The organism is Petrotoga sp. 9PWA.NaAc.5.4 (genome assembly GCF_002895485.1).
Classification (GTDB): Bacteria; Thermotogota; Thermotogae; order Petrotogales; family Petrotogaceae; genus AZRK01.
The window spans coordinates 64,900-89,406 of the sequence record NZ_AZRK01000001.1 but is presented as its reverse complement, the minus strand read 5'-3'; the positions used below and the strand labels follow the sequence as shown (position 1 = coordinate 89,406).

20 protein-coding genes and 1 riboswitch are annotated in these 24,507 nt (G+C 29.1%); of the genes, 7 read left to right on the top strand and 13 right to left on the bottom strand.

What is annotated here, in order from left to right; translation table 11 throughout:
* Positions 1-98 precede the first annotated feature (98 nt).
* Positions 99-1,367 (top strand): putative DNA modification/repair radical SAM protein, encoded by a 1,269-nt coding sequence (locus X924_RS00390; RefSeq protein WP_121956965.1) that lies wholly within the window; start codon positions 99-101, stop codon positions 1,365-1,367.
* Positions 1,368-1,407: 40 nt separating this feature from the next.
* The gene (locus tag X924_RS00385) at positions 1,408-2,163 is read left to right on the top strand and encodes a TIGR03915 family putative DNA repair protein (protein WP_121956964.1); all 756 of its coding nucleotides are present in this window, start codon (positions 1,408-1,410) and stop codon (positions 2,161-2,163) included.
* Here X924_RS00385 and X924_RS00380 read toward each other — a convergent pair.
* Positions 2,153-2,923, bottom strand: coding sequence for a DUF1175 family protein (locus X924_RS00380; protein ID WP_121956963.1), 771 nt, complete (start codon positions 2,921-2,923; stop codon positions 2,153-2,155). The two genes, X924_RS00385 and X924_RS00380, sit on opposite strands and share 11 nt — an antisense overlap.
* An 80-nt stretch (positions 2,924-3,003) precedes the next feature.
* Positions 3,004-3,110: riboswitch (TPP riboswitch) on the top strand.
* Positions 3,111-3,503: 393 nt separating this feature from the next.
* Here X924_RS00380 and X924_RS00375 point away from each other — a divergent pair.
* Both X924_RS00375 and X924_RS00370 read left to right on the top strand, forming a co-directional pair.
* Entirely contained in the window at positions 3,504-4,478 is a 975-nt protein-coding gene (locus X924_RS00375; RefSeq protein ID WP_121956962.1) for a thiamine ABC transporter substrate binding subunit, read from the top strand.
* Positions 4,479-4,483: 5 nt separating this feature from the next.
* Positions 4,484-6,022, top strand: a complete 1,539-nt coding sequence (locus tag X924_RS00370; protein ID WP_121957162.1) for an iron ABC transporter permease — start codon at positions 4,484-4,486, stop codon at positions 6,020-6,022.
* Between the two features lie 4 nt (positions 6,023-6,026).
* Here X924_RS00370 and X924_RS00365 read toward each other — a convergent pair whose 3' ends face one another.
* From X924_RS00365 to X924_RS00335, 7 genes are all read right to left on the bottom strand, one after another.
* A complete protein-coding gene (locus tag X924_RS00365; RefSeq protein WP_121956961.1) occupies positions 6,027-6,743 on the bottom strand; it encodes a hypothetical protein in 717 nt (238 codons plus the stop codon).
* A 117-nt stretch (positions 6,744-6,860) separates the two neighbouring features.
* Positions 6,861-8,687: a hypothetical protein gene (locus X924_RS00360; RefSeq protein WP_121956960.1), complete on the bottom strand. Its 1,827-nt coding sequence runs from the start codon at positions 8,685-8,687 to the stop codon at positions 6,861-6,863.
* A 141-nt stretch (positions 8,688-8,828) separates the two neighbouring features.
* On the bottom strand, positions 8,829-10,598 hold the full coding sequence (locus tag X924_RS00355; protein ID WP_121956959.1) for a methyl-accepting chemotaxis protein: 1,770 nt from the start codon (positions 10,596-10,598) through the stop codon (positions 8,829-8,831).
* Positions 10,599-10,866: 268 nt separating this feature from the next.
* Positions 10,867-11,658 (bottom strand): ABC transporter permease, encoded by a 792-nt coding sequence (locus X924_RS00350; protein ID WP_121956958.1) that lies wholly within the window; start codon positions 11,656-11,658, stop codon positions 10,867-10,869.
* The gene (locus tag X924_RS00345) at positions 11,648-12,286 is read right to left on the bottom strand and encodes an ATP-binding cassette domain-containing protein (RefSeq protein ID WP_121956957.1); all 639 of its coding nucleotides are present in this window, start codon (positions 12,284-12,286) and stop codon (positions 11,648-11,650) included. Before X924_RS00345 ends, X924_RS00350 begins: the two co-directional genes overlap by 11 nt.
* Positions 12,287-12,392: 106 nt before the next feature.
* Positions 12,393-13,334, bottom strand: coding sequence for a 1-phosphofructokinase family hexose kinase (locus tag X924_RS00340; protein WP_121956956.1), 942 nt, complete (start codon positions 13,332-13,334; stop codon positions 12,393-12,395).
* A gap of 45 nt (positions 13,335-13,379) precedes the next feature.
* Positions 13,380-14,276: an aldo/keto reductase family oxidoreductase gene (locus X924_RS00335; protein WP_199172596.1), complete on the bottom strand. Its 897-nt coding sequence runs from the start codon at positions 14,274-14,276 to the stop codon at positions 13,380-13,382.
* A gap of 613 nt (positions 14,277-14,889) precedes the next feature.
* Here X924_RS00335 and X924_RS00330 point away from each other — a divergent pair.
* The 3 genes from X924_RS00330 (at position 14,890) to X924_RS00320 (ending at position 18,261) form a co-directional block, all read left to right on the top strand.
* Positions 14,890-15,996 (top strand): hypothetical protein, encoded by a 1,107-nt coding sequence (locus X924_RS00330; protein ID WP_121956954.1) that lies wholly within the window; start codon positions 14,890-14,892, stop codon positions 15,994-15,996.
* Positions 15,997-16,258: 262 nt separating this feature from the next.
* Positions 16,259-17,191: an L-lactate dehydrogenase gene (locus tag X924_RS00325; protein ID WP_121956953.1), complete on the top strand. Its 933-nt coding sequence runs from the start codon at positions 16,259-16,261 to the stop codon at positions 17,189-17,191.
* Positions 17,192-17,193: 2 nt separating this feature from the next.
* Positions 17,194-18,261, top strand: a complete 1,068-nt coding sequence (locus tag X924_RS00320) for a mandelate racemase/muconate lactonizing enzyme family protein (RefSeq protein WP_121956952.1) — start codon at positions 17,194-17,196, stop codon at positions 18,259-18,261.
* Between the two features lie 114 nt (positions 18,262-18,375).
* Here X924_RS00320 and X924_RS00315 read toward each other — a convergent pair whose 3' ends face one another.
* The 5 genes from X924_RS00315 to X924_RS00295 all read right to left on the bottom strand — a co-directional run bounded on the left by X924_RS00315 (position 18,376) and on the right by X924_RS00295 (position 24,324).
* Positions 18,376-19,887: a M3 family metallopeptidase gene (locus X924_RS00315; protein ID WP_121956951.1), complete on the bottom strand. Its 1,512-nt coding sequence runs from the start codon at positions 19,885-19,887 to the stop codon at positions 18,376-18,378.
* Between the two features lie 100 nt (positions 19,888-19,987).
* Positions 19,988-21,052, bottom strand: coding sequence for a Gfo/Idh/MocA family protein (locus tag X924_RS00310; protein WP_121956950.1), 1,065 nt, complete (start codon positions 21,050-21,052; stop codon positions 19,988-19,990).
* A 29-nt stretch (positions 21,053-21,081) separates the two neighbouring features.
* On the bottom strand, positions 21,082-22,389 hold the full coding sequence (locus X924_RS00305; protein WP_121956949.1) for a nucleotide sugar dehydrogenase: 1,308 nt from the start codon (positions 22,387-22,389) through the stop codon (positions 21,082-21,084).
* 158 nt (positions 22,390-22,547) lie between these two features.
* A complete protein-coding gene (locus tag X924_RS00300; RefSeq protein WP_121956948.1) occupies positions 22,548-23,723 on the bottom strand; it encodes a DegT/DnrJ/EryC1/StrS aminotransferase family protein in 1,176 nt (391 codons plus the stop codon).
* Complete coding sequence (locus X924_RS00295; protein WP_233186538.1) at positions 23,713-24,324, bottom strand: winged helix-turn-helix transcriptional regulator; 612 nt, start codon at positions 24,322-24,324, stop codon at positions 23,713-23,715. The genes X924_RS00300 and X924_RS00295 overlap by 11 nt, the downstream gene beginning before the upstream one ends.
* Between the last annotated feature and the right edge of the window lie 183 nt (positions 24,325-24,507).

The following is a 24,507-nucleotide window of genomic DNA, read 5'->3' as shown; positions in this document are numbered from 1 at the left end:
TATTATAGGTAATATAAAATATTATAGCATAAAAATTTTGATAAATTTTTTTATTTTGATATAATTATGTATACATTGTAGTCTGTGGAGGGATTATCATGGAATTAGAAGAGAAGGTAAAAATATTATCTGCTTCTGCCAAATATGATGTTTCATGTGCATCTAGTGGTAGTTCAAGAAAAAACACAAAAAATGGTATAGGAAATGCGAGTCTGGGTGGAATTTGTCATAGTTGGACTTCTGACGGAAGATGTATTTCTTTGCTAAAAGTTCTATTTTCTAATTCTTGCATATATGATTGTGCTTATTGCATCAATAAAAAAAGTAATGATATTCCAAGAGCTACATTTAAGATAGATGAACTTATATCTCTTACGCTAAATTTTTATAAAAGGAATTACATAGAGGGACTTTTTTTAAGTTCTGCTATTTTTGGGTCTCCAAATATTACTATGAAGATGCTTTATCTTACCGCTAAAAAATTACGTGAAGAATACAATTTTAATGGTTACATTCATTTAAAAGCTATCCCAGGAGCGGATTTAGAATTAATAAGAAAAGCAGGTTTTTATGCAGATAGAATGAGTGTCAACATAGAATTACCTTCTGAAAGAAGTTTAAAATTACTTGCTCCAGATAAAAGCAAAAAGGATATTATTACTCCAATGAACTATATAGGAAACAATATTCTTGCATTAAAAGAAGATAAAAAGAAATACAGGCATACGCCTAATTTCATTCCTGCCGGCCAAAGTACTCAGTTAATAGTTGGAGCAACTCCTGAAAGTGATCTTAAAATTTTAACGTTGAGTGAAGCTTTATACAAAAAGTTCCATCTAAAAAGGGTTTATTACTCTGCTTTTCAATTGGTCAATGATGATGATCGATTGCCAAAAATAAAGAATCCACCTTTGCTTAGAGAACATAGATTGTATCAAGCAGATTGGCTAATTAGATATTATGGATTTTCTTCTCATGAAATTTTAAATAAAGAATCTCCTTTTTTGGATGACACGTTAGATCCAAAAACAGTATGGGCATTAAGGAACTTTCATTTATTTCCTATAGAAATTAATAAAGCACCTTATGAACTATTATTGAGAATTCCCGGGGTTGGTGTAAAATCAGCTAAAAGGATTATGTTTAGTAGAAAATTGGCTCCTTTAACCTTTGAAGATTTGAAAAAAATAGGAGTAGTTTTAAAAAGAGCAAAATATTTTATTACTTGTAATGGAAAATATTACAGTAGAGTTTATTCTGATCCTCAAGCTTTGAGATTAATTCTCATCTCAGAAAAGGATAAAAACTTTTTTCAATTGCCACTTTTTAATCAGACAGAAAATCTTCCAGTTTTGTCCTACTTCTAAAAGTATAATTTTTTATTTATAAATTCAAGGCGGGATTAAAATGAATGAAAATTATTCTTATGATGGAACTTTAGAAGGCATGTTTACCGTTTTTTATTTATTATTAAAAAACAAAAATATCCCAAAAGATATAAAACCCTTAAATGGTTCCAATATTTTTGTTGACAACTATATTTTTATACAGACAAAAGATAGCAGAAGTAGTTATTTATATAATTATCTAAGGAATCACTTGGATTCGAAAATTTTTAAAAAAGTGATTATTTCTTTTCTATCAGAAAAAAATAACAAAGAACTCTTTATTTATAAATATATTCTCTTAAATTTAAAGACTCAAAATCAAGCTGATAGATATATTAAAAAAGAGTATGTTGATTTTATAAATAGCTCGTATCGCTCAATTACTTCAGAGGCTCATAAATTGACTGGACTGATAAGGTTTAAGCTTCTTAAAGATGGATTTTATTATGCTTCAATTCATCCAAAAAACGATGTAATTTTACTGCTTTATCCACACTTTTCCAAAAGGTTTAATACTTTTAGATGGATGATACACGATATGAATAGATCGAAGATACTTATTTTTAATGGTGAAAGTTCTCAGATTCATTTTGTCAAAGAATTTGATAGGCGAACTCTTGAATCATATTATGATTCAGAAGAATTATACTTTCAGCAGCTTTGGAAAGAGTACCATAAAAACATGGAAATTAAAGAAAGAAAAAACAAAAAGGTTCAGCAACATTTTATGCCCTTAAGATATTGGCAGGATTTAATCGAAGATATTAATAGCTGAGTATTTTAAATCTGTAAATCCCCATGAAATTTTTATTTTCAATAGTTGCCATCCACGTTGGATCAGCCTTATGGAGATTTTCTATTTTTACTACTCGTAATTCACCGTTGTTATGTTCATTTATTGGACCTGTGTGATATATTGCAAATGCTTCATTTGTATTTGGATCTTTATAATAAACCATCAAATGATAGGGAAATTCAGGGTCTTCAGGGTGAAAGAAGGCTAAAATATCTCCGTTTTCAGCTATTTTTAGATCTTTGGAAAGATATTTCATGTTGAATTCAATTAAATACCTGGCAGTTGCATAATCTGAAAAGTTATCAGGTTCTATACCATTTTCGCTTATTTTGAAAATTTTAGTTTCATAAAAGGGAATGTTTGGGTAATTATACTTTGAAACATCTTCTATGATTTTTCCGCGAAATCCTGTTTTTTGTACCCAATTTTGATCATGTGATTTTAAAGCTTCTTTATATGCATATCTTATTAAGCCGGCACAGTCTTGATAACTATCAGGTAAATACATATAGTTATTTGCTATATTTAATATTATATTATTAAACCAATATTGAAATATTCTGCTATCTTTTGAAGAAAGTTGCAGAATATCCGGAAAATTGTTGCCATCACTATCAATTATAGGTAAATTTAAATAATTTAACTCTTGTTCAGAAGACTTGATATTGATAGAAAATAAAAAAAATAATATTACACACATTATTACCGTTAATAAAATAAGATTCTTTTTTTTAAACATTTTTTCACCCGTAAATTTTTTTGAAATAATTATAGCATTTTTAAATAAAATATGTTATAATTATTTTGTAAATTGAATATTTGTTAGGCCGGGGGAGCTCTAAGGCTGAGAGGATGTCTTTTGAAGGCATCGACCCCAGGAACCTGATCCGGGTAATGCCGGCGAAGGGAGGCTGCAAGGTGTCATTAATTAATCCTGTTCTCTTCCATTTCCCGGAAAAGGGCAGGATTTTTTTGTTATAAGCTAAGTGTGTAATAAAAAATTTATAACAGGCGCTTTAAAATGAAGATTTTTTGGAAATAATGTTTTGAATTTAAAACGGTACCAGGGCGGTATTTTTGTAATAGACGCTTTAGAAATGATAGCCTTCAGAAAATAAGATTTTGAATTTAAAATGGGTCCAGGGCGGAGCCCTCCCCCCTCTTTTGCTACACGTAGCGAAAAAGTTAAAAAAATTAGGAATTAATAAGAATTAGAACTGAAGAGGTATTTTGTAAAAAAATTAATTCTAAAACATATATATAATAAGGATTTTGGAATTTCTAAAGTGGGTATTTTTATAAATTATGGAGGTGGTTTTATGAAAAAATTTTTTTTTATAGGGTTTTTGTTGATGGCGTTTATACTTGTATTTTCAGACGAGTTAGTAGTTTACACATATGAAAGTTTAAGTTGGATAGAAGAAGGTTTAGTTCAAAAGTTTGAAGAAAGGTGTAATTGCAATGTGAAGGTAGTTAAGTTAGGAGATGCTGGCAATGTTCTTACACGTCTTATGCTTGAAAAAAAGAATCCTAAGGCCGATGTAGTTTTAGGGCTCGATCAATCTTTATCTGCAAAAGCTATCCAAGAGAATTTGTTGATTCCTTATAAACCAGATAATATAAAAAATATAAAAGATCCTACGTTGATCTTTGATGAAGAATTTTACGTTATTCCTTTTGACTATGGAGCAATAGCTATTATTTATGATCCTGATAAAATCACTGATGAATTGCGTTCTTTTGAAGATTTAACCAAATATGAGAAATCTTTAATAGTACAAGATCCAAGAGCTTCAAGTACAGGGCAAGCTTTTTTATTATGGACAATAGCTGTTTATGGGGAAGACTGGCAAGATTTTTGGAAAAGATTAATGCCTGCTATTTTAACTATTAGTCCGAGTTGGGATGATTCTTTTGCACTGTTTGAAATGGGGCAGGCTCCAATGATGGTGAGTTACGCAACTGATAGTGCTTATTCTCAATATTATTATGGAACAAGTAAGTACAAAGTTTTTATTCCCGAAGAAGGAGCATATGTGCAAATAGAAGGAGCGGGCATAGTTAATGGGGCTAAGAATTTTGAGTTGGCTAAAAGATTTATAGACTTTTTGCTAACGCAAGATTTTCAAAAAGAAGTTCCATTGAATCAATGGATGTTTCCTGTTACAAATGTAGAATTGCCTGAGGTTTATGAATACGCAGTTATTCCGGATAAAATTCTTACAATTGATGATAATAAAATTTCAAAAAATCTTGAAAAATGGTTGAACGAATGGGAGGATTTGGTGTTTTAAGTGACATGAAAAAATCAATAAAAAAACATATTCCTGCGTTTATTTTTCTATGTTTATGGGTAATTCCATTTACTTTTTTGTTTATAGACTTTTTTAACTTTGAAGATGTATCAAATATCTTGGATCCGAGAACTTTTCGGATCCTAAGTTTCACTATCTATCAAGCTGTTTTGTCAACACTGTTTTCTTTAATTATTACTTTTTTGCCTGCTTACTACGCATCTAAAAGTCGAGGAATCATTTCAAAGTTACTTGATAATTCTGTTTTTATACCGTTCTTTTTTCCACCTGTTTCTGCTGTAGTTGCTTTTTCATTGTTATATTCTTCAACAGGGATTTTGAGTAAATTAGGTTTAAAAATAAATGTAATGTATACATTAACAGGAATTATACTTGCCCATATTTTTTATAACTCCCCTATTTTTGTTAGGTATATTTCAGAAGGTTTAAAAAAAATACCAAAAAATTTTAAAGAATCGGCTTATATAGAAGGTGCCGGGAAATTTAGAACTTTTCTCAATATAGAACTACCTTTAATTATGCCATCTATATCAAGAGCTTTTTTTTTAGTTTTTACCTACAATTTTATGAGTTTTGCAATTGTTTTAAATATAGGAGGCATTAAATATTCTACTTTAGAAGTAGCGATTGCTAATGCCTTAAGAGGTACTTTCAATTTTTCTAAAGCATTGTCTTATGCGCTCATTCAATTGTTAATTTTAGCAACTATAAATGTTTTTATGTCAAAATTCGAACCAATAACTTTTGACTATGAATCAGAGAGTGAAAATAAAGTTGGAATATTCAGTCAAATTATTTCGATAATTTATTTAATTTTTGAATATTCTATAGTAATTGTCGGAATAGTTTCTGCTTTTTTTAATTTTGTTACAATGAAATTCGACATCTCAGGACTCATCAACATTTTTAGCAAAGAATTGAATCAAAGATTTCCTGTCATTCAATCTATCTTTAATTCAATTTTTGTTTCTATAATTTCAGCAAGTCTTTCTGTAATAGTAGCTTATTACTTATTGAAAAACTATAGTAAATTCACTAATGTTGCGGTTATGTCTACTCTTAGTATTTCATCTGCTTTTTTAGGTATGAGTTTGTTGTATTTGAATATTTTATTTAATATTTCTTATTTTGTACTAATTATCTTAGGTTACTTTTTAATAACAGTTCCACTCTCTTATTCCTTTTTATTTCAGCCAGTTTTGAGTTTTGATGCTTCAATAATAGAATCAGCCAAAATAGATGGTGCCAGCATAATCAAGATATTTTCGAAAATAGAGCTCCCTCTATTATTCCCGGCATTTTTAAGTGCTTTTCTTCAAGTTTTTGCCATAATTTATGGAGAATTCACTATTGGATATACCATGCAAATAAGAGACTTTTTCCCTCTTGTAAGCATTGTAAATTATACTCTTTCTTCTTCACGACTATACTTAGAATCAAATGCTTTAAGTGCTTTTAATATAGTTATCGTCTTTTTTGTCTTTTATCTAAGCAACAAATTAATCAAAAAAGGAAAGAATTAGCGAATTAAGTTTCGTCTTCTATAACAGCGATAGCAAATTCATTAATAAGATATGCTTTCATCATCATATATTTATCGTTTTCTTCAGGACTTAAAATATTTTCAAATAACTCATGAGTAGATATATTTAGTTTATTTTTTAGTTTTGCAATCATATTAAACTCTCTAATCTCGTCAATTTCAAAGTATTTTGCTAAATCATTGAAAACTAAATAAGCATTAACAGTATTTTTTATATAATCATATAATTTTTGTTTTAAAGGCAAGAATTTAAAAAAGTTATTTCTCAATAAACTTGCCACTTTCATAGCACCAACTTTTTTGATAGATAAAAGCTCGTAAACATTTTCATATTTAAAGTTTATATACATTCCAAAAAATTTACCCGTTAACCTTCCTTTTATTTCTTTTTCTTTGAAAATATCACTGCTTATTGTTAATGCAAAAGGGAAAATAGAGATAGTTTCTAAGAAGTTGTCCAGATTTATATCTAAATCATCGATATTGTAATTAAGCTGTTCTTGAACTTTATGCTGAATAACAACTTCTGCTTCTTTGAACTTAGAAGCAGCTTTTTTTAAATCTTCTATTATATTTTTAATATCTTCAGGATCGGCATTTTTTAAAAAATCCAAATTGAACTTTTGAAGTTCAGGATGATTTTTGAATAAATTATCTACAAATTTATCGAAATCTTCATCATTGTAATCATATTCATCCATAAAAATTCCTCCAGATTAAGTATTACTTGTTTTTTTTATGAAACATCAATTTATTAATACTAATATTATAGCATAACTGTAGATAAGTTGATTAGCGTTAGCTTATAAGCCATAAAGTTATTCTGGCAAGACAAATTTTTTTGCGTTGAAAATAAATAAAATATTTTCTTCTTGTAATAAATTAAAATTATCTTCTACAATATACCTCACTAAACCTTTTGACGATAATGATACAAAAAGATTATTATTCTTTAAATCAAGACCAAGTATTGGAAACTCTAAATTAATAGTTTTGTATAAATTGAAATTCTTTTTATCTATAAGGTTTAATTGTGAACCTAAAGAAAAGTAGAGATATTTTTCACCGATTAAAACTATATCTGGTTTATACTTGAAACTAAAATAATCTAACAAATTGAAATTAGAGTCCAATTTGTATATGCCTTTATCAGTGAAAATAAAAAAATTACCATCAGAAAAAACGAACTCATTAATTTTATCTTTAATATAAAATTTATAATTGATACTATTATTTGTTGAATTTACTTCCATAATAATATTATCTTGAATAATATTATCTTGAATAATATATAAAACATCATTTACAAACTCTACATCAGCAACTGATTTTTCTAATAGTTTTGATCCATCTTGCAAGTTGTACAAATTTTCTTTGCCTATAGCAAATTTTACTCCATTTGATTCTTTGATATCAGATATTTCTTCAGGAAAAGTCATAGTAAAGGAATTTTTGGAATCATAAAAAGTGACAGAATTGTCGTTTAAGACATAAAAACCTTTATCAGATTTTTTTAATGTTCCGCTGTAAAAAACTTCCCAAACCTTCTCTTTTTGGTTATTAATATAAACTATTTTTTGTCCATCTTCTATAAGCAAACCATCTTCAAAGATTACAAATTCATTTATATATGTTAATAAGTTGTGGTATGCCAACAATTCTCCATCATTCAAACTATATACATAAAGTCCATCTTCATTGTTAGATATGTAAAGAATATCGTTATTAATTGTAATAGATGCTCGAGATAACTCTTTTTTTATTATATGTTTAATATCTTTTGTCTTTATATTAAGTACATAGATTCCAATATTTGTAGATATATATAAATCGTTATTATAAAATTGCATAGAGGAACTACTATAATTAGGTATTAGAATAGGATCTAATTTTGTATTTTCTGTTTTAATTAAATCTTGAAGTTCAAAAATTATAATTCCTAAAAGGTCATCGCTCACAGCAAGATATTCTTGATTTAAAGCCATCGTTCGTGGAGAAACAAAATCAGTATAAAAATTAATTTCTTCTAAATAATTATCATCAGTTATTTTAAATATTTTCAGTCCTAATCCCGGTCCTAATGCAAAAAGATAATTTTCATATATTTCGAGTTGAGTAACTATTCCTGGTAGTGTTAAATGTTGCTTTAAACTTGCGTGTATATTATTTTTCAGTGAAAAAATTGCGATTCCATTTGCTCCATCTCCAACATATGCAAATCCATTTTTAACTTTTATAGCTAAAGATTCACCAAAGGTGCTGTAAGAATTGACTAAACGAGGATTTACAGGATCAGAAAAGTCATATATTTTTAGCCCTTTTCTATCTACGAGGTAAAGATAACCATTTTGTATTTGAGCATCGTTAACATACTGTTCGGTAGTTATATGAGAAATCACTTTTTTATTTGTCGTGTCGTATACATAAAATCCTTCATAACCTGCAATTATTATTCCATATGTAGGTGATTTTAAATTTTGATCGGCATCAGTCTTATCTTCTTCACTATTAGAAGAAAACTGGACTTCTGATTTTTGTAAAAAAGTTTTATTAACTCTTATATAAAGTAATGATAGAGTTAAAATAATCAAAAAAAGCACAGTTAAAAATTCATACACATAAAAAGATTTATTTTTGTTATCCAAAATCCGTCACTCCAACATTTAGTCATCTACTAAAATTATATCATAGTCTCTTAAAACAAATAAAATTCACTAATTTGGCTATTTCATATTCAATATTAAAATAAAAATAGGGGACTAAGTCCCCTATTAATAAAAAACTATTTAACTTAATTTGAAAAATTTCAACATACTTTCCAATTCAGTAGATATTTTGAGTAATTCATCGCTATTTGTTGTGAGAATTTCTGATGTCTTTGTCTGATTATTTAAAGCTTCGCTAATTTCAATTATTTGTTCATTAATTTCATTAACAGATTTTGCGGAATTATCCATCGCTGAACTCATTTCTTGAGTAGAAGCTGATTGTTCCTCGGAAATAGCGGTCAAATCCTCAATTCTTTGTGTTATTTGATTAACTTGTTTTGAAATAGTGATGAATTGAGAATTGATTTTTTGTATTTGAGAATTTGTATTAGAAATTTCATTGTAGGTTGTTTTAACAGAACCTGAAACATTTAGAACCCCATTTTTAATATCATTTAAAATATTTTCTATTTGTGACGTGGCAGCTCTTGATTCTTCGGCAAGATTTCTTATTTCTTCAGCAACTACAGCAAATCCTCTACCTGCTTCTCCTGCTCTTGCTGCTTCAATAGCAGCATTTAGCGCTAAAAGATTTGTTTGTTCTGTTATGTTATCAATTGTGTTTACTATTTCTCCAATATTTCTAACCTTTCCAGATAATTCTTCAGATATTTTTTCTGTCTTTTCGGCACTATCAGAAATATTTTTAAATGAATTTACGATTTCTCGAATTGTTTTTGATCCTTCTTCAGATGCATTGATTGTATTGTTGGCTGATTCTAAAAGTTCTTGAGAGGCTTGAGAAACATTCTGAGCACCTGCGGCAATTTCTTGAACACTTGAGGTCACTTCTTCTAAAGAAGAAGCAACATTTTCTGATCTTTGCTTAAGATTTGATGCATTAGCGAAAAGTTCTTCACTCGTTGCGTTCCATTCTTGCGAAACAGACGATAAATCCATAGAAGCACTTTTAATATTTGATGCATATGTTACTGTTTTTTCAACTAAGGTTTTTAAATTTTTTTGCATTTCCTTTAGCGAATTAGACATAATCGCAAATTCATCTTTGCCTTCTAAAGCAAAATCAACATTTATATTACCTTTACCAAATGCTTCTATCGAATTAGAGAGCTTCTTAACAGAATTTGTAGTATTTCTCATGATAAGTTCTGAAATGAGTAAAACAACAGCAATAACGACTATCATGAATATGTATAATAAAATTAAAAAGTTGTTTTTAGTTTCTTGTTCTAATTCAATCATAGTTTGAGCAAAGAGTTCAGATAATTCACCCATTTGATTGACTGATTCTCTTGAGGTATCAAAGAAAGTATTGGTTTGTAAGGACCTTTCAAATAAAGCACTTGAATCAATGTTAGCCCTTTTTGCTTGGGAAATCTCATTTCTTGACTGATTTATCCATTTTGTAAATTCACTACTAAAAAGTTTATAATTTTGGTCAAAAGTCATACTCGAATCAGGATGTTTTAGATCAACTATTAAATCTGCTATTTTTTTATCAGAATAAAACAAATTGCTTGCCTGGTTGATTCTGTCAAAAGTTTGTTGGATATTTTCTTCAAAATCTTTTTCATATTGTTCGATTAATTTTTGATTGCCAATATTCATTAAAATTTGATTCTTTGCCAACATTGCTTGGTACATATCTCTATCAGCATTAAGAATTAAGTTCTGAGTGTGAAAAGAGGTATCGTATAGATATAATTTCATTTCATCAAAAAGACTATTCAATTGATTAGCTCCTAAAATTACAATTAAAACAATAGCTGCTAAGGAAATGCTTAAATTAAACAAAAGTTTTGCTCTCAATTTCCAATTTTTAAACATAATTCACCCCTGATTAAAATATATTTACTCACTTTAGAAATTTTAAAACTTAAAATTTTATAAAAATAATTTCATAATTCTAACTGTGAATTTTTTAACTTTTTTGCTAAGTGCAATAAAGAATATACCGCAACTTGCCTTCGTCTTTGGCGAATCCCCCTCCTTTTACCTTAGAAATGTGGTCCACTTTGGATTCAGTAGTACCTAAGAATGTATTGATAGTTATTATGAAAAAATTTACAAATAATAATCGAAATACTTTTGTATATTAACTTTGTTGAAATACATCATCTTTTATTATACCATATTCGTCAAAACTACTTTTAATAGTAAAAATAATGGTAAGTGTGACAGAGAGTGAAACTGACAAAAGTATGGCCAACATAATAGCTATCTGATATTTTATAGCAGTTTGAGGGTTAGCTCCGCCAAGAATTTGTCCTGTCATCATTCCAGGTAGATAAACAATCCCGATGGTAGCCATGCTTGCTATAGTTGGTTTTAATGCAGAGATTACAGAGTTTCTAAAATATGGCATAGCTGCCTCATAAATTGTGGCTCCATTACCTAAGTTAAAAAGATATCGTTCTTTGTTCCTCTTTATATCTTTGTAAAAGTTACCAATCCCTATTATATTTCCTGTTAAAGAATTTCCGAGTAACATTCCACCTATTACTATAAAATATCTTGCTTCAAATACATTTGAAAGACGTAAAATAACGTAATTAAAGTATAACAAAACAATAAAAGAAGTTATTAACAAAGCTGAGAAAACTGGAATTACAAATTTTTTCATTTTTAATTTGCTTGTTTGAATCACTCTAATTGTTGCAAATAGTATCATAAAAATAATCCATCCGATATTTATCCAAATGTTGTTTATTTCAAATAAAAAGGCTAAGATTAAAGACATTATAAAAAGTTGAACCGTCATTCTTAAAACAGATATTAAGCTATCTTTAATTATTTTAAGGTTAAATACATAACTCAAAATAACTGGGTATAATAACATTAAAAAAGCCATTGCTAAAGAAAATATTGAAATATCATTAGTATCCAATTTTTTTATCCTCCATCTTTACAATATTCATTCTATCAGTATTTATCCATTCTTGATCATGAGAAATAGAAACGACAGTCCATTCTTTTTTATTTACAAAATATTGTATTACTTTTATCTTCATTTCTCTATCTAAAGAAGAAGTAACTTCATCAAGCAAATATATCTTTTTATTTAAAAAAGTGAAAATTGAAATTAAAACTCTTTGTTTCTCTCCTCCCGAAAGTGTTCCAAAATCTTTTTTTAAAATATTTTCGTCGAGTTCGAAAAAATTTAAGAGTTCTATTATCTTTTCTTTTTCAAAAATAATATTTTGATTTACCTTAAGACCTAGTATATATTTTATTATTTCTTCAACGGTTCCGTCGGCAATATCAATATTTTGTCCTATATATGCGGTATTTTTTCTAAGTTGCCAAACATTTTTGCTATTTAATTTTTGATTGTTATAATATATTTGGCCTTCATCTGGTGTTATGAATCCTAAAATAAGCTTTATAATTGTTGTTTTTCCTATTCCTGATTTTCCATATATAAGTGTTTTACTACCTCCTTCTATTTTAAGTGTGAAGTTTTTAATTATGTACGATCCGTCAAATTTTTTAGAAACATTTTCGAATACAATCATAAAACACCTCTTTATAAATTTCAAGTTTCAAAAGTACATTTTAACTAAAATATTTACAATGAATTCTTTATATTTTGATTTTTTAATAGAAATAGATATTTAAAAATTAGTAAATTCCTAAATTCTCAACATGAACTTTCTCCAAAAGTTTTAATACATCTTTTTTATGGCATAATTCTGTTCCTGGAGTCATGACTGAAGCATTTCCTGAAGCATTAGCCCATTTAAAAGCTTCTTCAATTGATGCTCCTTGTTCTCTTTTAAGAACATATGCAGCAAGAAATGAGTCTCCTGATCCAACAGCACTCTTAACAGGGACTTGAACAGAAGAAGCATATAATACGATTTCTTTTGAAATAAGCAAAGCTCCTTGAGATCCTAACGTTAACAAAATTTCTTTGAGACCATATTTTTCAATAATTTTTATACCATATTCGGAAAGTTTTTTCTTATTATTTGCATCTATATTTTTCTCTAAGATCCTTTGAAACTCATACAAATTTGGTTTAATGCAATCAGGAGATGAGGCAATTCCTGTTTTCAAATTATCTCCATCTGAATCGAAATAAATTAATGTATTTTTTGTTTTTAAAAATGAAATAAGATCCGCGTAAAAAGTCGTGGGTACCCCTTGAGGCAAACTTCCTGATATAACAACTGTATCATTATCACGAATTAAAAGTTTTAATGTTTCATATAATTGATTTAAATCGGATTTAGAAATTTTTGGTCCGGGTAGACTTAACCTATACTGAACCTTTTTCTCTTGCAGGATAGTATTCATTCTTGTTTCTTTTGTGGTTCTAACAGCTGTATATATTACTCCTTCTTTATCTAACATTTCTTCTATTTTTCTTCCATTATCTCCCCCTAAAAAAGAGATAGCCACAGAATTTCCATCAAGTTCTTTAATTACCCTTGAAACATCGATACCTTTACCTGCAGGATAATCTTTTGTGACTTTTACACGTGTCGTATCTTCTAATAATAGTTTATCAATGTAAAGATATCTATCTAAACATGGATTGACAGTAATAGTGAATATCATGCAATTCATCCTTTCTTAAATTAATTTTTTGTTTTTTAATATGATTTATGGAACATCGTGTCCCAAGGCAGCTTCATATATTTTGAACCATAGTTCTCTTGGCATTTTTATATTTAAAGCATTAACAGCGTTTTTAAGCCTTTCTATTTTCCCACTTCCAGATATTGGAATAGCTCCCATAGGATGATTCAATAACCACGCATATATCACCGTATCAATTTCAACTACATTCATCTCAGAAGACACCTCTTTCAAGGCAGATAATATCTTCACGCTTTTTTCGTTTGAAGCATCAAATATTTTTCCTCCCGCTAAGGGAGACCAGATCATTGGATTAATATTTTTTTCCAATAAAAAGTAGGTATTATCATTTTGAATATGATCTAAATTGTAAGGAGAGAGTTCTATCTGGTTTGTTACAAGTGAAAGGCTAAATTTTGATTGTAATGTGTTGAACTGTTGCATAGTAAAATTTGATACACCGAAGTATAGTACTTTTCCTTGTTTGTATAATTCTAAAAAGGCTTCAACAATTTCGGTGGGGTCCATTAAAGGATCGGGACGATGTATCAAAAGTAAATCTATATGATCGGTATGCAAATTATTCAAAGATCTATCTACAGATTCTAATATATGAGATTTTGTTGTATCATAATAATGAATTCTTTTTTTCTCTTTATCAGGAAGGATAATGCCAGTTTTTGTAACAATTTGTATTTTGTTTCTTAAAGAAGGATTTATTTTTAAAACTTCGCCGAATAGAGATTCACAAGTATAATTTCCGTATATATCTGCGTGATCAAAAGTTGTTACTCCCAAATCTATCGCTTTGAGAAGGAAGTTTTCTGCTTCTTTAGTTGAAAAATCCCATTGTTTTAATCTCATCATTCCTTGAACTATTCTTGAAAATTCTAACCCACTGTTAGAGACGTTTATTCTCATGATTTAGCCTCGCTTTTTAAATTTAGGAACCTTTAAAATTTTAAAATATATTTTTGTGAGCGGAACCTTTTAAGCTGTTTATTACTTATATTCAATAAAAGTATCGATCTAAAATATTTACTAAAAATAAGAGACGCACACTTATGCGTCTCCCATGTATTGACACCTGACAATCCTGCAAAAATAGAAAGGAGGTTTACAATACGATTATTGTATCTGATAACTTTTACTTACTTAATAAAATTTTATCATAAAAAATTACAAATGTCAAGCTTTTTTAAAAAGTTAAATATAATGAAACAACATTGATAAATCTTTTTTAAGAAAATGATTAATCTATATCTTTTTTTAGACGATATTTTAATAGTAAGCAATTTAGAGATGAGATTTTTTTAAAAATTAGCTTTTGAATTTATAACGGGTCCAGGGCGGAGCCCCGCTGCTCTTCTCTGCTACAAGTAGAGCAAGTAGCGAACACATTAGAAAAATTCATAGTTAGTAAGAATTATAACTATAGAGGTATTCTAAAAAAATTAAAATTCAAAACATTTATATACTTTGAGTTTTAAAATTTCTAAAGTGAGTTTTTTAATAGAAAAGAGAGGCGATAATTTTGAAAATAGAAAACTATGATATACAAATGAATGCAAATCGTTTGTTTTTCTCGAAACAAACAAAAGAGGAAAAGCTGCTGTATTGGAGAGGGGAAAGACCACAACAACAAGAAAATGAGAATAAAGTGGATCTGCAAAAAATTAGGCAGAAACTTAAAAACGATATAAAAGTTCTTATAGAAGATATGAAAAGTATGTATAAGCAAGTAGATGGTAAACATGTTGAAGAAATAGATCTTGATGAAATAGATATAGATGCTAAAGAAAAGTTAAAGCTCAAATTGTTACAACAAATGCTTGAAAAATTGACCGGTAAAAAGATAAATTTCTCGTTTATAAAAGATATGGAAAAACTTAAGAAGAGTATTGAAAGTATAGAGGCTAAGGCATCTGAAATTAAAAAACAGTTTTTCAAAAAAGATCAGCCTCAAGCTCAGGGGTATAGTTGGGGACTTGAATATGATTCTTTGATTGAAAGGTTGGAATACGAAAAAGTAGAATATTCTGCGATAGGAATAGTAAAAACTTCTGATGGAAAAGAAATAAATATTGCTATTTCTCTTTTAATGGAAAGAAGTATGTTAGAAAAAGAATTGTTTAGTCTTAGAATGGGGGATGCGGTGGATCCTTTAGTTATTAATTTTGAGGGTACTGCAGCAGAATTAACAGAAAGAAAATTTGATTTTGATCTTAATGCAGATGGTATTAACGAGTTAATCAATTTTGTTGGGAAGGGCAGTGGGTTTTTGGTATTAGATAAGAATAGTGATGGAAAGATCAATGATGGAAAGGAATTATTTGGACCTCAAACTGGTAATGGATTTGAAGAATTAGCTAAATACGATGAGGACAAAAATGGATGGATAGATGAAAATGACAGTATTTTCAATGATTTGAAGTTGTGGGTGAAAACCATCGAAGGAGAAGATGTATTATTGTCTCTGAAAGATAAAGAGATTGGAGCAATTTATTTAGGTAGTGTTAGTTCTGAATTTTCAATAAAAAGATCTATAGATGATGTTCTTGGCGTTATTAGAAATACGGGCATATTTTTGAAAGAATATGGTGGAGTCGGAATAATACAACATCTTGACTTATATGTTTAAAAACTTCTAAAAAATAATTAAATATTGTAAATAGCACCCATTTTGGGTGTTATTTTCTATTTTGCATAAAAATTCTGTTTATTTTAGTGTTATTTTTCTTAAAAGTATGGATGGTTTCAAGTTTGAAATATTTTGTTTAATAATGGATGTTATAATTTTAAAATTAGCATATGTTTTTGGTAAGTGCATTATAAAGTAAAGATTTTGAAAAATAAGCTTTGAAGTTTTGAATTTATGTTGAATCTATGGAGGGTAAAACAAAATGAAAGTAAGTATAATTGGAATTGGTAAAGTGGGTTCAAGTGTAGCGTTTTCACTATTAAATAAAGCAATAACAGATGAATTAGTTTTGATAGATAGGAACAAAATTCTTGCTGAAGGAGAAGCTTTAGATCTTTTACACGCAAGTGCTTTTCATAAAAGAATGGTTATTAGAAGTGGGGAATATGAAGATATTCAGGGAAGTGACATTATAATTGTTACTGCTGGTGCGGCACAAAAAATAGGTGAAACAAGACTTGATTTAGCTTTGAAAAATGCACAGATAATAAAAGAAATATCGGAAAATATTAAAAAATATGCACCAAATAGTATCGTAATAAACATAACAAATCCTGTAGATGTTATGAGTTATGTTGTGTGGAAGGTAACTGGATTTGATTCTAATAGGGTTTTCGGTACAGGAACAATTTTGGATACAGCAAGATTAAGAGCGTTAATTGGAAGTAGTTGTGGAGTTTCTCCAATGAGCATACATGCCTATATCATTGGAGAGCATGGCGATTCTGAGTTAGCAGTATGGAGTTCAGCTATGATCGGGGGAGTTCCAATAAATAAATTCTGTGAAAAATGCCCATTGGATCAGAATTGTATAAGAGACTTAGATGAAATATTTGAAGAGGTTAAAAATTCTGCTTATACAATAATTGAAAAAAAAGGTGCTACAAATTATGGTATTGCAGCAGCCACAGCAGCATTAGTTGATACTATAGCAAAGAATGAAGGCAGAGTTTACACTACAACTGTATTATTAGATGATTTATACATTGGATATCCTACGATAATAAACAAAGACGGTGTAGAAAGAGTTGTTAATATTTCATTAAGTGAAGAAGAAAATGAGAAGTTTGAAATTTCAAAAAATATAATTCGAGAGTATATAAAAAAGATAGAATCTCAAATTTTTGGAGGATAAATATGAAAATAATAGATTTAAATTTTAAGAGAGTTAGGATAAAACTATTAAAACCTTTTGTTATATCAAGGGGAATTAGTCAGTACTGTGATTCCGTAATTCTCAAAATAAAAACTGATGTAGGATATTACGGATACGGAGAAGCAACTCCATCAAAGTCGGTTACCGGTGAAACTATCGAATCAGTTTTGATAACTCTTGAGTTTTTTAAAGAATTAGTAATGGGAGAAGATCCTTTAGCGATCGAAAGGGTTCATGATATTATGGATAAAGCAATTATTGGAAATACTGCGGCTAAGGCAGCAATAGATATTGCACTTTATGATATTAAGGGAAAGGTTATGAGCGTTCCATTGTATAAAGTGTTGGGGGGATTTGACAACAAAGTTCAAACAGATATTACTATTGGAATAGGAACTCCAAAAGAAATGGCGCAAGAAGCTAAAGAAAGAGTTGAACAGGGATTTAAAATTTTAAAAATAAAGACAGGGAGAGATTCTAAAGAAGACATAGAAGCTGTTAAGTTAATAAGGGAAACTGTTGGTAATGATATAAAACTTAAAATAGATGCAAATCAAGGATGGAGTGTTAGTGATACAATAAAGGTTGCAAAAGCTGTAGAAAAATATGATATTGAGGTGATAGAACAACCTTTAGCCTATTGGGATTTGGAAGGATTAGCATTTTTAAGGAATAAAATAAATATTAAGATAATGCCAGACGAGACGGTGCATAATTCGCATGATGCTTTGAAAATTATAAAAGAAAAAGCTGCAGATATGATTAATATTAAATTAATGAAAAGCGGCGGTCTTTATGAAGCGGAAAAAATAAATGCTGTTGCTGAATCAGGTGGTATAAATTGCATGCTTGGGTGTATGGTTGAAACAAAAATAGCTTTAACAGCAGCAGCAAGTTTAGTTGCAGCTAAGAAAAATATTGTTGCAGCTGATTTAGACTCCTTTTTATATTACGAAGAACCAGATTTTATAAAAGGTGGATTTGAAAAAGAAGCAGATATTATCAAGTTATTAGATAAACCTGGCTTAGGTATCGAAGTTGATTTATAATTCATAATCTTAGATATATTCTTTTTTAAGAATTTCTGCCTTACAGTTTTTAAAGTTTAATTTCCTTTTAAAGCGGTAGATATGGCTTTTCAAATAAATAATAAAAATATATAACTAAAAATACCATTTCACAGAAAAATTATCACCGCTGATTCTTTTGAATAGGTCTTCATATTTGTAAAGGCCAGATGGCTTTATAACCTCGTTTATTAAAAATTCCCCAAATTCCTTAGGTTTTTCGGAAACACTTTTTATGCTTTGCTTTTGGCAAAAAACTTTTTTCAACATTTCGGCAGTAACGTCTCCCATAAAATAGTTGTGCATGTATATTGGGTGGGTAGTGTAATGAATTCTATACCCGAACGGTGGTTCTTCGACAGTAGGTGTATCTCCAAATAATTCTGAGTGCACTTTAAAGTAGAGAGTATAAATGTCCTCTAATGATTTAATGTTGTTTCTATAAAGTTCATGATCAAAAAAGATATTCCCTACAAATCTTATATAATTCAATTTTTCGTATTCTTCAATATTTTTGAATTCTTCTTCAACATTATTTTCAAAAAAGTTTTCGTAGAAAAGCTTATCATATATAAAACCACCAAATAGGTTTGCTATGCCTTCGGTTATTATTCCGCTTATCCCAAAATTCAATATTGTTTCGTTAGGGTCCTGTAAAAATGAATGAACTGCATGGCCACTTTCATGTAATAATGTTCTGTATTCGTTGTATTGATTTTTTACGTTGGCAAGAATTCTGGAGTCTTTTCCTTTTTCTATTGTGAAGTTGTATCCCCACTCAGATTTCGATTTTCTTGGGAAAATGTCGTAGACTATGTTAAAATTGTCTAAATTAAATCCGAACTTAGAGAAGAAGTTTCTTAAAGTAATGTAATATTCTGACATATCTACTTTTGTTCTTAATGATGGTGAAATTTTAGTTTTCACGTAACTTTCATCCCAAGGTTCTAATTTTTCTGATTTTAAATATTTCTGAGCATATTCTATTCGCTTGTTATTTAAGGATTGGATATGATCTCTTAACTCACCTTTCCAATTATCAAATATATTTGGGTTTAGTTCTTCTCTTTTAAGCATGTAATCAATAAAATCTTTTGATCCATCAACTTTTGCCAATTCTTTTCTTAAATCGATTAGTTCTATGAAGCCATTTTCTATTAAAGCAAGATTTATTTGATTACGTATAAAATAAACTTTCCTTCTTATATTTCTATTTTCTTCGTTGTTAAGTATTTGATCTATTTCTACAGAAGTTATCTCTTTGCCGTTATATTTAAATCTAAAAGTATTTAAAATTTTTGAAAGTTCTGTCGTTTTTTTGTGTATCTTCAGATTCAATTCATTTATCTCTTTTCTCTTATGATAAGGTTCAAAAGTGTTATAGGCTATTTCTAACTTTCTTTTGTTAATTGGATCCAATTCCTTTTCTCTGTAATCACAAATTATATTAAAATTGTTTTCATCTTCTAAGAAACTTGTAATTTTTCTGTAAGCTTCATCAATACCAAAATCAAAACCAGTGGTATATTGTGTCCATCCTAATTTACTTGCTTGTATCTGGAGTTTTTGTAGGTCTTGAAACAATTTGTTAACAGGTTGAATATTCATAATTTTAATCTCCTCTTTCTAACTTTAAAGCCGTCTCACATAACTTCAGCTTATTTTCTGGAATTGATTTTTTCTAAAAAAACAAAAATTTTATATGGTGTTACAACATTTCTAAAGTTGAAAATTCAACTGGAAACTTAATAGCTTTACCCTCACGCGACGACTTATATATTCCTAATACTGCTTCAACGGCTTTTTTCCCTTCTTCACCATTTATATATGGTTCTTGATCTTTTACAATAGTTTCATAAAAGTTTCTGTATAGCGGAACATGACCACTACCATATACAGTATCTGGATCAGGTAAGTTCTGAAATGGATGACCATCTTCACCTTCAAATCGCCAATACTTTATTTTATTTACAGCTAATCCTCCTATAACGACTGTACCTCTTTCTCCAAATATCGAAAGAGTTTCTTCTAAATTTTTTGGATATATGTTAGATGTACCTTCAATTATACCTACTGAACCATTTTTGAATTTTATGATAGCTCCACCAAAGTCCTCAGCTTCAATATAGGGATGAGTGAAATTTTTTATTACTCCATAAACTTCTTCTATTTCAGATCCCATGTTCCAAATTAACAAGTCAATATTATGAGTACATTGATTCATCAAGGTTCCGCCATCATATTTCCATGTGCCTCTCCAAGGTGCTTGTTGGTAATATTCTTTATTTCTATTCCATCTTATGGAAGCTACACCATGCAAGATTTTGCCAAAAGCGTTGTTTTCTATCTTTCTCCTTAATTCTTGAATAGGTGGATTGAATCTATTTTGAAAACATACTCCGAGTTTTAAATTTTTATTTTTAGCAAGTTTTATCATTTCATCCGCATGAAATGTAGATAACGCCATTGGTTTTTCAACAAGGACATGCTTATTATTTTGTAAAGCCTCTATCGTAATTTCATAATGATTTCCACTTTCTGTAGCAATCGCAACAGCGTCTATATCGTCTCTTTTTAATAGAGTTTTGTAATCTGTGTATATTTCAGGTTTTTTTAAATTTATTTCTGTAATCTTCTGAGCAAATATTTCTGCTCTCTCACTAACTATATCACAAACTGCTACATTTTCTATAATATCTGAATTTTTGATAATAGCTTCTGTATGCTTTTTTTGAGCAATTCTTCCGCAACCTATTACTCCCAGTCTAAGCATAATTACACCACCTATAAATGTAATAAATACTATAATAATATAACTTTATTTGGATAATTGTTTCTTAATCCTTTAGTGATATTTTTTGTATCGAAAACAAGTTTGGCATTTTTTAAAACAAAATCATAGTCTACTTTCTTATGTCCCGTGGTTATTACAACGATATCTGCTTCTTTCAAGTCTTCTTCTGTCAGTGGAACTGTATTATAGATCTTATCTTTTAAAGTAAATGTATGGACATATGGATCATGAATTTTAACATCTGCCTTTTTATTTTCCAAATGTTCTAAAACTTTTAAGGCGGGAGATTCTCTCATATCGTCAATATCACCTTTGTAGGCAATACCTAACATTAATATCTTTGCACCATTCATACATTTCTTGTCTTCATTTAGTACATCCATCATTCTCTCAACAACATATTCTGGCATATAATCATTTATTTCACCGGCAAGTTCTATAAGTCTTGTATGATAATCGTATTCTCTTGCTTTATAAGTTAAATAAAAAGGATCGATAGGTATACAATGACCGCCTACTCCTGGTCCTGGATAAAAAGGCATAAATCCGAAGGGTTTTGTAGCAGCTGCATCTATAACTTGCCAAATATTAATTCCCATCTTTTTTGCTACTATAGCCATTTCATTTATGAAAGCAATATTAACTATTCTAAAAGAATTTTCTAATATCTTTGACATTTCTGCCTCTTTTGGAGAAGAAACGACAAAAACCTCTGCATTTAATACCCTTTGATATAGTTCTTTCGCATGTAAAGAACATTTTTCTGTTACCCCTCCAACTACCTTGGGAGTATTTTTTGTTTTGTATATTAAGTTTCCCGGATCTACTCTTTCTGGACTGAAGGCTAAGTAGAAATCTTGTCCTACTTTAAAACCTCTTTCTTCTAAAATAGGAAGAACAACTTCTTCGGTTGTTCCAGGGTAAGTGGTACTTTCTAATACAACAAGGGTATCTTTTTTCATCCTTTTAGTTACTTCTTTTGTTGAGTTTATAACAAAACTCAAATCAGGTTGTTTGAATTTATCCAAAGGTGTCGGCACACATAGCGCAATAGTGTCGCATTCACTTATTCTATTGTAATCACTCGTAGCACTTAATTTTTTATTTTTTACTAAGTCTTCTAACTCAGTAGTAACAACGTCACCTATATAATTGATTCCTTTGTTGACTTTATCTACCTTTTCTTGTTGAATGTCAAATCCTAAAACCTCATAACCTGCTTTTGCTTTTTCAACCGCAAGAGGTAAACCAACATAACCTAAACCTATTACACCTATTTTTGCTGTTTTATCTTGTATTTTGTCTAATAATGCCATTTTAATTCCTCCTCTTTTTGTCTTAATACCATTTTTAAAAATTTTAAAACGCCTTAAACCCACTTTAAATTCAAAACTTATTTTTAAGAAATCTTTGTTCTGAAGTTATTGAACTTTGGGACAAATTGGTCAACTTTATATATGTTAAACTTAAATTATCAATGATTTTTATAAAATTTTTTTATTATTTCGGCAAGATATTGTTGTTCTTTTTTCATTAATTCTGGAAACATAGGTAAAGCTAACGTGTTTTTACTAGCTTGCTCCGTTACAGGAAAATCTCCTTGCTTATAACCTAAATTTTTAAAGCATTTTTGCATATGTAATCCTAATGGATAATAAATACTTGTTCCTATACCATGTTCTTTTAAAAAATTTGCTAATTTATCTCTTTCTGTCGAGTTTTTCAAAGTAATGACATATTGATGATATACATGAGTTCTATCATCAAAATATTCTGGAAAATCTAAGTATTTATATAACTTTTTTTCTTCAAATAGATCTTTGTAATTTTTTGCTTTTTTTATTCTTTTTTCTATGTAATTATCTAATTCTTTAAGTTTTATTCGAAGTATAGCAGCCTGGACTTCATCTAATCGTGAATTAACTCCAATTTCATCATGAAAATATTTTTTTGTGGCTCCATGAACCCTTAATTTTCTTACTCTATCTGCCAATCTATCATTGTTTGTTACTATTAAACCTCCGTCTCCATATGCTCCAAGATTTTTTGTAGGAAAGAATGAATAAATTCCTAAATCTCCCACCGTTCCGCTGAACTTTTTTTCTGAAGTGTTATAATACCAAACAGAACCTAAGGATTGCGCAGCATCTTCTATAATGTAAACTTTATACTTTTTACTTATGTTTTCTAATCTTTCTAAATCTACTGTCTTACCAAAAAGATGAACAGGAATAACAGCTTTTATCTTTTCTTTTTTAGGGTGAGTTTGAAGAACATTTTCCACTTCGTTCAAGTTTATGTTGTAATATTTTTCTTCGACATCAACGAAAATAGGAGTAGCCCCGTTTAAAACTATAGAACTTGCTGTTGCAAAGAATGTATATGGTGTAGTTATTACATAATCACCTTCATGTATGTCCAAAGCATGAACGGAAATTCTCAAGGCGTCAGAACCATTTGCTACCCCTACAGCATGTTTAACGTTCAAATATTTAGCTATTTCCATTTCAAAAGCTTTAACGTTGCTACCCATAATCACATTTCCAGAAGTGAATACTGCATCCATTTTTTTAAGTACATCTTTTCTCAACTTTTCATACTGTCTCGTAAGATCGAAGAGAGGAACTTCCATTTTATTTTTATCTTTCATATAGGAGACTCTCCTTTCGTAAAGAAATATTACCTTCTTCATCTATTTTGAAAACATAGAGTTTTTCTAATTTTTTTTCTTGAGCTTTTGATAAAAGTATCTCTGATTGTCTAAATGAAGCAATGATCAAAGCATCATATTTAAGTTCGTTAGCTTTTTCTGGACTGTATATATCTATTCCTTGAAGTTTTTCTCCTTGTTTAAATGCTGAATCGTCTAAAAAACCAATTACATTAATATTTTCACTTTTTAAAACTTTCAGTACTATTCCACCTACTACACCGGCTCCATAAAGTAATATATTTCTAAGTTTATCTTTTTTCAAAGTTTGTAGGACCTTTTTGAAAGAATCTTTAGTTTCGGAATATAATTCAGAGACTTCATCAACAAAACTTACCAATAGAAATTGTAATCTTTTTTTACCAGCTTGGGTTATTTCATATGTCATATTTCTTCTATTTTCTCCAGTTTTTAAAATGTATCCATTTTCTTCAAAGACTTTCAAATATTTGTTTATCATGGAAGGAACTATTCCAACATTTTTAGCCATAACGTCTTGTGAAATATTTCCTTCTTGAGATATTAGCTTTAATATCATCATTTCTCTAAAATTAGGAGAAGGATTAAAAAATGTGTATTTTTGAAAATTTAGGATGGTAAATCACCTCAATTCAATACTTTTATTCATTCATTAAGTGAATAATAAAATTATAACATTTATTTATTTCAAAGTCAAATTTAAGTAATACAAAATAAAAAGACGCTCTATTGAGCGTCTACAAAG

What these genes read in the sequence shown, in the direction of transcription:
- X924_RS00380 (WP_121956963.1), bottom strand. Translation starts at nt 2,923, where the DNA reads ATGTTTAAAAAAAAGAATCTTATTTTATTAACGGTAATAATGTGTGTA.
- X924_RS00335 (WP_199172596.1), bottom strand. Translation starts at nt 14,276, where the DNA reads ATGAGAATAAACGTCTCTAACAGTGGGTTAGAATTTTCAAGAATAGTT.
- X924_RS00385 (WP_121956964.1), top strand. Translation starts at nt 1,408, where the DNA reads ATGAATGAAAATTATTCTTATGATGGAACTTTAGAAGGCATGTTTACC.
- X924_RS00365 (WP_121956961.1), bottom strand. Translation starts at nt 6,743, where the DNA reads ATGGATGAATATGATTACAATGATGAAGATTTCGATAAATTTGTAGAT.
- X924_RS00375 (WP_121956962.1), top strand. Translation starts at nt 3,504, where the DNA reads ATGAAAAAATTTTTTTTTATAGGGTTTTTGTTGATGGCGTTTATACTT.
- X924_RS00315 (WP_121956951.1), bottom strand. Translation starts at nt 19,887, where the DNA reads ATGAATATTCAACCTGTTAACAAATTGTTTCAAGACCTACAAAAACTC.
- X924_RS00300 (WP_121956948.1), bottom strand. Translation starts at nt 23,723, where the DNA reads ATGAAAGATAAAAATAAAATGGAAGTTCCTCTCTTCGATCTTACGAGA.
- X924_RS00355 (WP_121956959.1), bottom strand. Translation starts at nt 10,598, where the DNA reads ATGTTTAAAAATTGGAAATTGAGAGCAAAACTTTTGTTTAATTTAAGC.
- X924_RS00345 (WP_121956957.1), bottom strand. Translation starts at nt 12,286, where the DNA reads ATGATTGTATTCGAAAATGTTTCTAAAAAATTTGACGGATCGTACATA.
- X924_RS00310 (WP_121956950.1), bottom strand. Translation starts at nt 21,052, where the DNA reads ATGCTTAGACTGGGAGTAATAGGTTGCGGAAGAATTGCTCAAAAAAAG.
- X924_RS00325 (WP_121956953.1), top strand. Translation starts at nt 16,259, where the DNA reads ATGAAAGTAAGTATAATTGGAATTGGTAAAGTGGGTTCAAGTGTAGCG.
- X924_RS00340 (WP_121956956.1), bottom strand. Translation starts at nt 13,334, where the DNA reads ATGATATTCACTATTACTGTCAATCCATGTTTAGATAGATATCTTTAC.
- X924_RS00295 (WP_233186538.1), bottom strand. Translation starts at nt 24,324, where the DNA reads ATGATGATATTAAAGCTAATATCTCAAGAAGGAAATATTTCACAAGAC.
- X924_RS00370 (WP_121957162.1), top strand. Translation starts at nt 4,484, where the DNA reads ATGAAAAAATCAATAAAAAAACATATTCCTGCGTTTATTTTTCTATGT.
- X924_RS00390 (WP_121956965.1), top strand. Translation starts at nt 99, where the DNA reads ATGGAATTAGAAGAGAAGGTAAAAATATTATCTGCTTCTGCCAAATAT.
- X924_RS00305 (WP_121956949.1), bottom strand. Translation starts at nt 22,389, where the DNA reads ATGGCATTATTAGACAAAATACAAGATAAAACAGCAAAAATAGGTGTA.
- X924_RS00320 (WP_121956952.1), top strand. Translation starts at nt 17,194, where the DNA reads ATGAAAATAATAGATTTAAATTTTAAGAGAGTTAGGATAAAACTATTA.